Here is a 12,362-nt window from a genome sequence, read left to right on the forward strand (position 1 = left end):
GGGCTGATGCAAAGAAAGGATTGGTCAGAATACGGTAAAAGCTGATAGTATTCGGGTCTGTTTTTCGGGTGTGGTCTGCCTTCGAGGCGCCCCCTGGTGATTTAATCATAACAACGGGAGTAAGTGCGGTGAGAAGAAAGAAGAGCCGTAGCGGTGACGATAGTAACGAGATCGATCTGACACCCATGCTCGACGTGGTGTTCATCATGCTGATTTTCTTTATTGTGACGGCCTCGTTCGTCAAGGAAGTCGGTCTGGATACTAACGTGCCGGAGCCCAACGATCAGCCGCCACCGCCGGATGCCGAACCGAACATTGTGGTGCGACTCAGTCAGAACAACGAGATCTGGATCGACAATCGCCGGGTTGATGAGCGCGCGATTCGCTCCAATATTGAGCGTCTCCGGGCCGAGCTGCCCAATGCCACCGTGATCATCCAGGCTCACGCTCAGGCCGATGCGTCTGCTTATGTAGCGGCCGCCGACGCCGCCAGGGCCGCCAAGGCACCGTCCGTGGTGCTCGTGCCAGCGCCTGAAGAGCTCAGAGCGACGCGCTGATACGCGTTTAGCTCCGCCCATAATGCAGTTCACTACACATCCCTGTGCTCACGCATATGACCGCCAGGGATGGCGGAAATGCCGAAATGGCAGGAGCATATTTCGGCCCGTTCGTCCTGAACATAAAAAAACCACCGACAAGTGTCGGTGGTTTTTTTATGGGCGCCTGTTTAATTGGCGCCAGGCAGGCGAGCCCTCATCCATCCCTGGAATCGGCGGTTTCTGTATCAGGCCTTCAGCTGAGCCCGCACTGAGGCCAGCTTGACGCAGATCACGAAGACCTGCATGGCGCCCTTGACCTCGCTCACGCTGGGAACCGAGGGGGCAATACGAATGTTGCGGTCCTCCGGGTCCTTACCGTAGGGGAAGGTGGCGCCCGCAGGCGTCAGCTTCACACCGGCTTCGGAAGCCAGCCGCACGGTTTCCCGGGCGCAGCCGGGGCGGGTGTCGAAAGACACGAAGTAGCCGCCCTTGGGAGCCTGCCAGTGACCGAGATCATTGTCACTGAAGGCCTGGTCCAGGGCATCGAGCACGGCGGCAAACCGCGGCTTGAGCAGCTTGGCGTGGCCTTCCATGTGCTGGAGCAGAGCGTCGCGGTCGGGCAGAAAGCGGCTGTGACGGATCTGGTTGACCTTGTCCGGGCCGATGGTGCAACTGCCCAGAAACTGCTTGAACCCTTTCAGGTTGGCGGCGCTGGCGTTGACGAAGGCCACGCCGGCACCAGCGTGGGTGATTTTGGACGTCGAGGCAAACTGGATCACCGAGTCCTCGGTGCCCTGGCGCTCACAGGCGCTCATCACGCAGGCCAGCTCGGGCGGATTGTCCACCAGATCGTGCACGGCGTAGGCGTTGTCCCAGAACACCCGGAAATTGGCGCCGGCGATCTTGCCCAGCCCGGCGATGCGCTTCACGGTGTCATCACTGTAGACCACGCCGGTGGGGTTGGAGTATTTGGGTACACACCAGATGCCCTTGATCTTGCTGTCCTGCTTGACCAGGTCTTCGACCTTATCCATATCCGGGCCGTTTTCGGTCATGGGCACGGGAATCATCTCGATGCCCAGTTGCTCGCACACGGTGTGGTGGCGGTCATAGCCGGGGACCGGGCAGAGGAACTTGACCTCGCCCTCGTTCTTCCAGGCGCTCTCCGGGCCGGCCAGGCCGAACTGATGAGCCGTCAGCATCACCTGGAACATCAGGGTAAGGCTGCTGTTGCCGCCCACCAGGACATTGTCGGGGCTCACGCCCATGAGGTTGGCGCCCAGCTGCTTACCTTCGGGGACGCCGTCGAGCCCGCCGTAGTTGCGGGTGTCGGTCCCGTCCTGAGCGCGGTAGTCACCCTTGAGAATGCCGTCCAGTGCGTCGGACAGGTTCAGCTGTTCGGGAGAGGGTTTGCCACGGGTCAAATCCAGGCTGAGCTTCTGCTCAACGATGGTCTGGTATTCATTGGCCAGTTCAGCTTCCCACTGTTTCAGTTGTTCGGGTGTCGCTTGATCCAATTGATCCAATTGCAAGGTCAGTACCTCAATGTCGTTGGTGGGCGAAAGTTGCCATTATACGCGCTCGTGCGGCGATGTTAACCGCGGGGCTGATCGGTGGGTGCGAGCGGCGGGGTGGGGCAGTCGAGCGCATCGGCCACGGCGCGATAGAGTTCGGCCTCGGTGGGCGTGATGCGTTCATCCTCCTCAAAACACAGTTTGAGCGCCTTGAGCAGCAGGGGCTTTTCCAGTGGCCGCAGTTGTGTCAGGCGGTCCAGAGCGCGATCCATCTGGGCCAGACTGATCTGGGACGACGGCATGAGCTCCCACTGCTGCTCCAGGCTCTGGCAGCCGGCTTCGAAGGCCTTATGAGCGGCATCGGCCGAGGCGCGCGCGCCGCTCATGGCGGCGATGGACAGCAGCAGGCGAGTCTCGTCCCGGCAGTGCTGCAGCTTCAGCCGCTGTCTTCCGGTGGCGGTCTGTCCCAGGTTGTGCAGAGCAATGCGATAGAGGATCCACTCGCGCAGATTCACCTTGTCGTCCGCCCGTATTACGCCGTCAAGCGCTTTCAGGTAGTCGCGTCGCTGTTCCGTTGAGAGCTCTTTCAGAGCGGGCATGGCCAGCTCGATGGCCGGCAGACGCTCCGTCTCGGGGAGACGCTGGCTCTCCAGGATAATCGGCTTGAGTGCCTCCAGGGCCTTGGGTTCCAGGACCTCGGCCAGTTCCTGCCACTGGGCCTGTTGCAGCGACTCATCCTCGGCCAGTAGCAGCCCCAGCAGGACACCGCGGGCGGCGAAAGGGTCGCGGGCCGCCTCGCGCAGGGACTCGGGGATGTCTTTCAGCAACTGGCGTGCCTGCTCCAGCTGTTCGGGCTGAATGTCCCCCTGGGCGATACTGGCACCGGCGATTACGGCGGTGGCGATGGTTTGTGCGTCAGGCCGCTGGCTCGATTGGCTCTCGGGTGGTTCGCTCCCGGACTCCAGGCCATCGGTATTGTCGGGTTCGCCGGTGGGAAATTCGCCGTCCCACTGGGGCATGACGCGCTTGATTCTCTGCTCCAGCGGTGGGTGCGTGGCCATCAGTCCGCTCAGGGCGCTGGTGCCACCCTCGCTGAAGTACATGTGGCTGAATTCTTCCGCGTCGCTGGCCTGCATTTTCGACCCGCCGTGGGCGCCGCCAATTTTCTGCAGGGCTCCCCCGATTCCGCTGGGGTTGCGGGTGTACTGCACGGCCGAGGCGTCGGCCAGAAACTCGCGCTGACGGCTGACCGCCGCCTTGATCCAGCGCCCGAAAAAGGTGCCGACAAAGCCCAGTACTACCAGACCGAGCCCCAGCAGGGCAATGCGCCCGTCCCGGCGCCGGCGGCTCACGCTGTAGCCGACGCCGCCGCGCATCAGCATATAGCCCAGCAGGCCGATGATCAGGATGCCGTTGAGAATGGCCACCAGACGCAGGTTCAGGCGCATGTCGCCGTGCAGGATATGGCTGAACTCGTGCGCGATCACCCCCTGCAGCTCGTCCCGGTTGAGTTGCTCCAGGCTGCCGCGGGTGATGCCGATGACCGCATCGTGCGGCCCGTGACCGGCGGCAAAGGCGTTGATGCCGGGTTCATCCAGCAGGTACACCGGCGGAACCGGCATGCCCGAGGCGATGGCCATCTCCTCGACGATATTGAGCAGGCGCCGCTGCTCATACTGCTGGGTGTTACCGGGAATCAGCTGGCCGCCCAGGGATTCGGCCACCGCGCGTCCACCGCCGCGCAACTGCAGCCATTTGAACAGGCTGCCGCCGAGTACCCCCAACCCGATCAGGGCGGAGATCCAGGCCAGCGTCTGCCAGCCCACCCGCTCGGTCAGAGTCGTCCAGAGGTTGCCCTGGCTCAGACTGACGGTGTCAGTAGCGCCAAACGAGACGGTGACCACCGCAAAGAGCACCGTGGTGAGGGCAATCAGTGCCAGTACTGCCAGGGCCATCAGCAGTACCAGGCGGCGGGTGGCCCGTCGGGCCAGTTCCTGGTGCTCAAAGAAATCCATGGGCTTCCCGGGTCAGTTGAACGAGACCTTTCAGTTGAATGAGACGTTGGGCGCTTTCTGAATGGCTTCGCTGTCGGCGAATTCCAGCAGTGCCGCGTCTTCGCCGTGGCCCAGCAGGCCCGCGACCGCTACCGGCGGGAAGCTCTGACGGTAGGTGTTGTACGCCATCACCGAGTCATTGAACGCCTGCCGTGAAAAGGCAATTTTGTTTTCCGTGCTGGTCAGCTCTTCGGTCAGTTGCATCATGTTCTGCGAGGCTTTCAGGTCCGGATAGGCTTCCATCACCATGTTCAGCCGGCCCAGTGCGCCAGTCAGGGCGTTCTCGCCGCCACTGAGTTGCTTCATGGCCTGGGGGTCGCCCGGGGCGTTGCGCGCCGCGTTGAGCCCGGCCATGGCCTGGTTGCGTGCCTGGGTGACCGCCTCCAGTGTTTCCCGTTCATGGCTGAGGTAGGCCTTGGCGGTTTCCACCAGGTTGGGGATCAGGTCATAGCGGCGTTTGAGCTGGACTTCGATCTGGGCAAAGGCGTTCTGGAACCGGTTTTTCAGCGAGACCAGACGGTTGTAGATGCCGATCATGTAAAAGACCAGCGCCGCGATGATGACCAGAATCACAATCGTTGAGATATCCATGGATCAATCCTTTTTGTTGGTTGTTGTTTTGTGTCAGTCAATATATTCAAACACACGCACAACTTTTTTGACACCGCCGGTGTGGCGGACAATCTCGGTGATTTTGTTGCCTTCAGCCCTGGAGACCAGCCCCATCAGAAAAACGCTGCCGTTCTCGGTAATGACCTTGACCCGGCCTCCTTCCACATCGCGACTGGCGAGCAGTTTGGTTTTGACCTTGGTGGTGATCCAGGTGTCTTTGGAGCGGGTGAGAAAGGTGATGGGCGCCTCGACTTCCAGCTCATTGTGAACCTGACGCACGCTGTGGATTTTTCCCACTGTGTCGCCGGCCAGGCTGCGCAATTCCTTGTTGGGCACCTGTCCGACCAGCAGCACTACGGCGTTGTAACTGTGCACGGCAATCGGGGCCTCATCGAGCCGTTCGTGCGCCTTGTTGATGTTGACGCTGGCAATGGTCTCCAGCTTGCCGTCGTCAATCCGCATGCCCAGGGAGCGCTCCCCCGGATTGAGCTTGATGGGTTTGCTGGTGGTGGCGTCGACCAGGGTGGTGCAGCCGGCGCTCAGCACAAGGCTCAGCAAAAGCAACACGGGAAACAATCGACTGGCCATTATTGAAAACCTCCAAACAGGTGTTGATCAATCAGATCGCATAGACAGAATACGGTCAGCAGGTGTACTTCATGGACCCGCACCGCCGAGGGCAGGGCGGCGCGCAACTCGATATCTCGATGATCCAGCAGTGCCGCGGCATCGCCCCCGTCACCGCCGGTGAGCGCGATCACGCGGATGTCCCGGTCGTGGGCGGCGCTGATCGCCTGCAGCAGGCTGCCGGCATTGCCGGTGCTGGTAATCAGCACCAACACGTCCCCTTCATGGCCCAGTGAGCGCAACTGTTTGCCGTAGATATCATTGACCCCGCTGTCGCTGGCGATGGCGGTCTGGGTGGTCATGTCGGAGCCCAGATTCAGGGCCGGCAGGCTCGGGCGGTCCTGTTCAAAACGGTGCAGCAGGCAGCTGGTGAGAATCTGGGCCTGAGCGGCGGACACGCCGTTGCCACAGGTCAGCACTTTATTGCCGTTGAGTAGTGCCTCGACGATGACCTCGCTCGCCTGCGCAATGACCGGCGCCAGGCTCTCTCCGGTCTGCATGGTGGCTTCGATGCTTTCGTGAAACAGGGTGATGACCCTTTGCTCCATAAATCAGGCTCTCTATGTTCTGGCGGTCAATGATCAGGCGATGGTCGTTGAAGCGACTGTCAGGCGGTACCGAAAGCATCGCGCAACCAGGTGAGTGGTTGGTCCGGCGCGTTGGCATCGATGGCCAGGACATCAAAGCGACAGGCCACCTTGTCGGTCAGGCCGTGGCGCTGCAAATAGTGTTGGGCCGCGCGAATCAGCTTCTGCTGCTTGCGCCAATCCACGGTTTCGGCGGCGCCGGCAAAACGGCGGTTGCTGCGCAGGCGCACTTCCACAAAGACCAGCGTCTGGTCCTGCATCATAACAAGATCGATCTCGCCTGCCTTGCACCGGTAGTTGCGTGCGCGGGGCGAGAGCCCCTGGGTCTGCAGGTAGGCTTCGGCGCGTTGTTCGGCCTGTTGGCCCCGGTCAACGCCATTTTGGGACTTGAAGCTCATCGGTAAAATCCTCCCTGGTGTCCTTGCTGCTGGCCGCGCTGCTCAAGGGTTTGGCCTCGCCGCCTTCAAAATGGGCCCAGACCAGCTCCCGCTCCAGTCGTCCGCCCGGCTGCATTCGTACCGAGCCGGTCGCCCCGTAAAGGCGCGCATCGTCAATCTGTGCCAGTTGCGGCAGCCTCGGATAGAGCCGGTAGGCATCCACGCCCAGAGCGTGCAGGCGACTGTAGATGGCGGAGGCCCGGGCGTGTTCCTCCAGCACCGCCTTTTCCTCAAACTCCCGGTCCAGCAGCCAGGGCAGGGTATTGAAGCGTACCCCGTTCAGGTCCCGGTTGCTCTTGGTGTCGCGTTCGCCGGAGTAAATATGGCTGGTGGTGTAGATGGGCAGATCGCCGGCATAGTGAAAGGCCAGCGTCGGTCGAATCTGCCGGCCCTGTTCGGGCTGGGCGATCAGAAAGATCATGTCCAGGTCCTGTCGGCGCCGGGGTACAAACTCCAGTTGAGTGCCGAACAGCCGCACCAGCTCCTGGTGGCGGGCCTGGCTTTCATCGATCAGCAGCGTCTGCTGGATGATACGCGAATAGTCACCGCTGCCGGGGAATTGACTGTCGATCGCCACCTCGCCTCCCAGTTCCCGCCACTCGCGGGCAAACGCCTGGGAGCTGCGCTCACTCCAGTTGCGATTGGGGGTAAGGATCATGGCCTGCCGATGGCCGTCCTGCAGTGCCCGACGGGCCACCTGGCGGGCTTCATCCTCGGCCGCCAAGCCAAACTGGTAGAGCCCCTCGGGCGCTTCCCGGTAGCCGGGTTCGGCGGCCGCCGCCGCGTCGGTGTAATTGAGGGTGAGCACGGGCACGGGCAACTCATCCTGTTCGTACAGGGTCTGTACCTGTTCCTTGTCCAGCGGGCCGATGACCAGTTCGGCCCCCTCGGCGATGGCATTTTCGTAAACGCTCAGAATGTCGTTCTGGGCACCGGTGTCGTACTGACGAATCTGGGGCAGCTGGCTCTGATCCTGTTGGGCCTGATAGTAGGCGGCCATGAAGCCGTCGCGCACCGCTTCGGCCGCGCGCGCCAGGTTCCCCTGGTGGGGCAGCAGTAGCGCAATCTGACGCGGCTGCTCATCAATCAGTTTCTGCAGCAGTTGCAGATCCTTTGGCAGCGACCGGCTGGCGGGGTGGTCGGACCACTCCTGGCGCCACTGATCGACCTGGGACTGTTGGCGTTCAAGATTGCCCTGATTGTTTTTGCTCAGAGCGGCCAGTTCAAACCAGCCGCGCAGCTGTCTTTGCCCGGCCTCTTCGGCCTGGATCTGGAGCTGGTCGCGGGACAGGGACATCAGCGTCTGCCACAGCTGCTCCCGGTTGTCCGCCTCCGCCTCTTCGTCGGCGAGCAGACTGCTGATCTGCATGCGCTCGGCGACGCTCTCACTGATATCGCCCAGCCGGTCGAACAGGCGGGCGCGCAGTTGGCGCACGGCCACTTCCTGCTCGGGCTCCATGCGCTGCCACTGTTGTTCCAGACGGGGGTTGGTTAGAATGCGCTGCGCCAGATAATAGGCCCCTTCGGCAATGGAAACCTGGCCCAGGAGTTCCGTGTGACGCACAAAGGCGGTGTCATCGAGTTGCTGACGATCAATGGAGGTCAGCAGGTTGCGCGCCCAATCGAACTCCTCCTGGGCCACCAGCAGTTCGGCGGCCTGCAGAAGGTGGCGCTCACGCTCGGGCGACTCGCTGTCGCGGGCCCGATCCACCAGATCCCTGACCCGCTCATTGATGGCCTCCTGGGTCATGGGGCCGTCGGTCAGATCGATGTCCTCTTCGGGTTGCGGCGTGCTGCTGCAGCTGGCCAGTAGCCAGGCGCTCAGCGCCAGAAGTGTGCACAACAATCCCCGGTGATGCATGATACGTAACCTTTGTGATGCGATAAAACGATGAGAAATGGATTATGAACCCCTCCAGCGCGCCCTTCAGTTCACCGTCCGGCAAACTGTCCGGTACACTCTATGTGGTCGCCACGCCCATCGGCAATTTGGCTGATATGGTACCGCGTGCGGTAGAAACTCTACAATCAGTTGCGTTGATTGCGGCCGAAGATACCCGTCACAGTGCGCGACTGCTGTCACACTTTTCCATTTCCACCCCCTGTGTGCCCTATCACGACCACAGTGACGAGCGCCGCACGGATGATTTGCTGCAGCGTCTGACCGGCGGTGAGTCGCTGGCACTGATTTCCGATGCCGGCACGCCCCTGGTATCGGACCCGGGCTATCGACTGGTGCGCGCCGCTCGCCAGAGCGGTATTCCGGTGGTGCCCATTCCGGGGGCCTGCGCTCTGACCGCCGCGCTGAGTGCCTCGGGTCTGGCATCAGATCGTTTTTCCTTCGAAGGGTTCCCCCCGGCCAAGACCAATGCCCGTCGAAACTGGCTGGACGCGCTCGCGGGCGATCGGCGTACTCTGATATTTTACGAAGCCCCCCATCGGGTCCTGGCCTGTCTGCAGGATATGGAGGCGGTGTTTGGCCCGGAGCGCGAGGCGGTGTTGGCGCGGGAGCTGACCAAAACGTTTGAGACCATTCAGGGCGGGCCTCTGGCGGAGCTGGTGGAGTTTGTGGCGGGGGACAGCAATCAGCAGCGCGGCGAGATAGTGTTGTTGGTCGCCGGTGCTCCGGCGCGCGCCGATGAGGGGCTGGATGCCGAGGCAGAGCGGGTGATGGGAATCCTGTTGGAAGATCTGCCCGTAAAACAGGCGGCCGCCCTGGCCGCCCGGATTACCGGCGTAAAGAAAAACGCCCTGTATCAGTGGGCGATTGATCAGAAATAGTTTTGGGGTAAATTCACGCCCCGTTACGGCGGATGCGCTTACAGCTTATCCGCCCTACGGATACCACGGCAGGTCGCGTAGGGCGGATAAGCCTAAGGCGCATCCGCCGTTGCCCAAGCGTCACGCTCCCTAAGGCGCATCCGCCGCAACCCGATCAGAACCGCAGGGTTCCCTGCAGGGCTACACTGCGTGGACGTTCATAAAAAGCGTAATAACCGGTCCCGGTACCCTGCGTCAGCACGGTCGCGACCGGCAGGCCGTTGGCGTAGCTCACGATGGCCTCGTCGGTCAGGTTCTTGCCGATGAGCGCCAGCTCCCAGCGATCGTCCGCGCCGCTCAGGGCGATGCGGGCATTGATCTTCACGTAGCTGTCCTGCTGCATGCGCGGGTCCAGCGTGGGTGAAGCCAGGTAGTCATCGCTGTAAATGAGGTCCAGCGTACTGCCCAGGCTGAGGTCTCGTCCCAGCTCGGCGGTGTGATTCAGGCTCAGGTTGCCCTGCAGCTCCGGGGTGAATTCGCGGCTTTTACCGGAGGCGTCACACTGGGTCTGTCCCGGGGCCTGCCCGAAATAGCACTGGGCCGTGGGGAAGTCCTCGTACTCGAAGTCGATCCAGGCAAAGCCGCCGTTGAGCATCAGGCTCTCGTGCAGTTTCCAGCGTCCATCCACTTCCAGCCCCCGAATGGTGGCCTCGGCCGCGTTGGTCACGTTAAAGCTGAAGGCGCCGTCGAACTGGCTGGTCTGCAGGTCCTCGAACTCGGTGTAGAAAACGGCTGTGTTGAGTTCGGCGCGACCATCGGCAAACACAAACTTGCCGCCTGCCTCGTAGTTCTTGACCTCTTCTTCCTCAAACTCGAACACCCCCTCGATCGGCTGCGGACTGCCGCTGGTGGCGTTGACCGCGTTGTTGACCGCCGGGTCCGGGTGGGCGTTGGAGCGAACATCAAAGCCACCGGACTTGAAGCCCGTGGTGTAGCTGGCATAGACCATGTCCAGCGAGTTCAGGTCGTATTCCAGCGTCAGAGACGGGGTGAAGTTTGACTCCGAGCGGGTGTCGCTCAGGGTCTCGTAGGGCTCGATATTGAACAGGCCGTAGAGGAAGTTCTGGTAAGGGTCGGTGGGCGTGCCGATCGGAAGCTCGGTGGTCGCACCCGTGCCGCTGTCCGTCGTGGTGTGATACTGCCGACGGCTGGCGGTTTTCTCTTCATCGGTCACGCGACCGCCGGCGGTCAGACGCAGATCCGGGGTCAACTCCCAGGTGCCCTGGAAGAAGATGGCCGCAATGTCGCTGTCCTGCTGGAAATCCCTCTGACTGGCCGTGCCATTGAGCATGGTGGCATTATCGATGCCGGCCTGCTGAAGGGCGGGCGGCAGAATGCTGTCGGCCGGCACGCGGATGGCGTCATCAAAGCTCAGGTCGCTGGTCTGGAAAAATACACCGCCGAGGTAACTGAACTCGCCGCCCAGGGGCGAAGCGATACGCAGCTCCTGGCTCCACTGGCTGTAATCCTCCTGCGACAGAATGTTGAACAGGGGAACGCCGACAAAGTCGCAGTCGCACAGCTCTTCGTAATCGTAGGCGTTATAGCCGGTGATCGAGGTCAGGCTGTGATCGCCCAACTTGGTTTCGATCTCCAACATGCCAGTGCGGGTGTCGTTGTAGCTGTAATCGCCATTGGACTGGCGCTTGAAGTCCTGGGTGGTGTCCAGTTGATAAACATCCTGGCCGCCGCTGAGGGCGTTGGTCAGTTGCGCCAGAACGTCGGCATAGGGCACGGCGCCGTCAACAGGCAGCTCGACCGGGTTGATCACCTCCAGATTGCGCCCTTCCTGGTCAAAAGAGCCGTCTTCGAGCTTCAGGGTCACATCCCACTGGTTGTTGGGCTGCCAGTGCAGGGTGCCGCGCACCACCTGGTCGTCCTCCCCGGTTTCATCGCGGTTCAGGGTGGTGTTGGTGTAGTGGCCGTCCATGCGGCGGTCCAGCACCGCCAGGCGGCCCGAGAGCTGATCGGTCAGCGGGCCGGAAACCACGGCGCGAACATCCTGCTCGCCGTGCTCGGGCTCAATCAGTCCGGAGACCTTGGCGAAAAATTCATCGGTGGGGCGGGCGGTGGTGATGCTGATGGCGCCAGCCGTGCTGTTTTTACCAAACAGAATGCTCTGGGGGCCGCGCAGTACTTCCACCCGCTCGATATCGAGAAAGGGGGCGCGACTGAGCTGGGCGCGGCCGAAGTGGACGCCGTCCACAAACTGGGCAGCGGACTGCTCAAAGCCCTGGTTGACGCCGGAGCTGATGCCTCGAATGGAGATGGTGGTGCCGATCCCGGTCTGGGTCATGTTCAGGCTGGGAATATAATCGGCCATGCGCTCGATGCCGGTGATGCCGGACTCGTCGATTTTCTCGCCGGCCATGGCGTTGACCGAAATGGGAACATCCATCAGGTTCTGTTCGCGCTTTTGCGAAGTGACCACTATTTCTTCCAGTGCCGGTGAACTCTGGGCCGAGGTGTGCAGACTGAAGCTGGCGGCAATGGCCAGCGAGAGGGCTGTCAGCTTGTGAGGGTGCTTCACAGGCGTCTCCTTTTAATTATATGTTGGTGATCGCTGGCGTCCGGAGTTTGTCGTATAGTCCGCCGGTCGCCAGTGGCCTAATATCTTCGTTCGGGCGCGCATTGTAAATGCAGTCGTTCACGTTTTTGGAGGATTTGTAGGGTTTGATGCCATTATTTCACAGATGTGGTCTTGCGCCTCGCGCTTGCCGCGGGTAATCTGCTCATTCGGAGTTGGCCAGACAGTCGCTTCGGCGCTTGCGTCGGGGAGGAAAGTCCGGGCTCCACAGGGCAGAGCGCCAGGTAACGCCTGGGGGGCGAGAGCCTACGGAAAGTGCAGCAGAAAGGATACCGCCTAAGCGACTTCGGTCGCCGGTAAGGGTGAAAAGGTGCGGTAAGAGCGCACCGCGCAGCTGGCAACAGTCTGCGGCGATGGTAAACCCCGCTCGGAGCAAGACCAAATAGGAACCCGATGGTGCGGCCCGTACCGGGTTCGGGTAGGTCGCTTGAGGTATGCGGTGACGCATATCCCAGATGAATGATTGTCCAAGACAGAACCCGGCTTATCGGCCGACTCCGACTATTATTGCTTGTGCTCCGGCCGCCCTGGCCGGCGCCCACCGCCTGATAAGGCGCCATGGACCGGTTTTTAGTCCCTCAGATT

The 12,362-nt window shown here is 61.7% G+C and carries 10 protein-coding genes and 1 other RNA gene; 3 read left to right on the forward strand and 8 right to left on the reverse strand.

Going from position 1 to position 12,362, the window contains the following annotated elements; genetic code table 11:
• The first annotated feature begins 128 nt into the window (after nt 1-128).
• The gene (locus AAE484_RS00490; RefSeq protein ID WP_341936350.1) at nt 129-557 is read left to right on the forward strand and encodes an ExbD/TolR family protein; all 429 of its coding nucleotides are present in this window, start codon (nt 129-131) and stop codon (nt 555-557) included.
• A 227-nt stretch (nt 558-784) separates the two neighbouring features.
• Here the strand turns inward: AAE484_RS00490 and AAE484_RS00495 are convergent, their stop codons facing one another.
• From AAE484_RS00495 to AAE484_RS00525, 7 genes are all read right to left on the reverse strand, one after another.
• On the reverse strand, nt 785-2,071 hold the full coding sequence (locus AAE484_RS00495; protein WP_341936351.1) for an aminotransferase class I/II-fold pyridoxal phosphate-dependent enzyme: 1,287 nt from the start codon (nt 2,069-2,071) through the stop codon (nt 785-787).
• A 62-nt stretch (nt 2,072-2,133) separates the two neighbouring features.
• The gene (locus AAE484_RS00500; RefSeq protein ID WP_341936352.1) at nt 2,134-4,068 is read right to left on the reverse strand and encodes a M48 family metallopeptidase; all 1,935 of its coding nucleotides are present in this window, start codon (nt 4,066-4,068) and stop codon (nt 2,134-2,136) included.
• Nucleotides 4,069-4,098: 30 nt separating this feature from the next.
• Nucleotides 4,099-4,698, reverse strand: coding sequence for a LemA family protein (locus AAE484_RS00505; RefSeq protein WP_341936353.1), 600 nt, complete (start codon nt 4,696-4,698; stop codon nt 4,099-4,101).
• A 33-nt stretch (nt 4,699-4,731) separates the two neighbouring features.
• Complete coding sequence (locus AAE484_RS00510; protein ID WP_341936354.1) at nt 4,732-5,307, reverse strand: BON domain-containing protein; 576 nt, start codon at nt 5,305-5,307, stop codon at nt 4,732-4,734.
• The gene (locus AAE484_RS00515) at nt 5,307-5,894 is read right to left on the reverse strand and encodes a D-sedoheptulose-7-phosphate isomerase (protein WP_341936355.1); all 588 of its coding nucleotides are present in this window, start codon (nt 5,892-5,894) and stop codon (nt 5,307-5,309) included. Before AAE484_RS00515 ends, AAE484_RS00510 begins: the two co-directional genes overlap by 1 nt.
• 59 nt (nt 5,895-5,953) lie before the next feature.
• On the reverse strand, nt 5,954-6,331 hold the full coding sequence (locus AAE484_RS00520; RefSeq protein ID WP_341936356.1) for a YraN family protein: 378 nt from the start codon (nt 6,329-6,331) through the stop codon (nt 5,954-5,956).
• A complete protein-coding gene (locus AAE484_RS00525) occupies nt 6,303-8,231 on the reverse strand; it encodes a penicillin-binding protein activator (protein ID WP_341936357.1) in 1,929 nt (642 codons plus the stop codon). The genes AAE484_RS00520 and AAE484_RS00525 overlap by 29 nt, the downstream gene beginning before the upstream one ends.
• Before the next feature lie 44 nt (nt 8,232-8,275).
• On the opposite strand from AAE484_RS00525, the gene rsmI reads away from it, so the two are divergent.
• Nucleotides 8,276-9,151, forward strand: a complete 876-nt coding sequence (gene rsmI, locus AAE484_RS00530; protein WP_341936358.1) for a 16S rRNA (cytidine(1402)-2'-O)-methyltransferase — start codon at nt 8,276-8,278, stop codon at nt 9,149-9,151.
• A gap of 154 nt (nt 9,152-9,305) precedes the next feature.
• Here the strand turns inward: rsmI and AAE484_RS00535 are convergent, their stop codons facing one another.
• The gene (locus AAE484_RS00535; protein WP_341936359.1) at nt 9,306-11,720 is read right to left on the reverse strand and encodes a TonB-dependent receptor; all 2,415 of its coding nucleotides are present in this window, start codon (nt 11,718-11,720) and stop codon (nt 9,306-9,308) included.
• Nucleotides 11,721-11,928: 208 nt separating this feature from the next.
• On the opposite strand from AAE484_RS00535, the gene rnpB reads away from it, so the two are divergent.
• Nucleotides 11,929-12,280: RNase P RNA component class A (rnpB, locus tag AAE484_RS00540), an RNA gene on the forward strand.
• Nucleotides 12,281-12,362: the final 82 nt, after the last annotated feature.

This window comes from Marinimicrobium sp. C2-29, assembly GCF_038419845.1.
GTDB lineage: Bacteria > Pseudomonadota > Gammaproteobacteria > Pseudomonadales > Cellvibrionaceae > Marinimicrobium.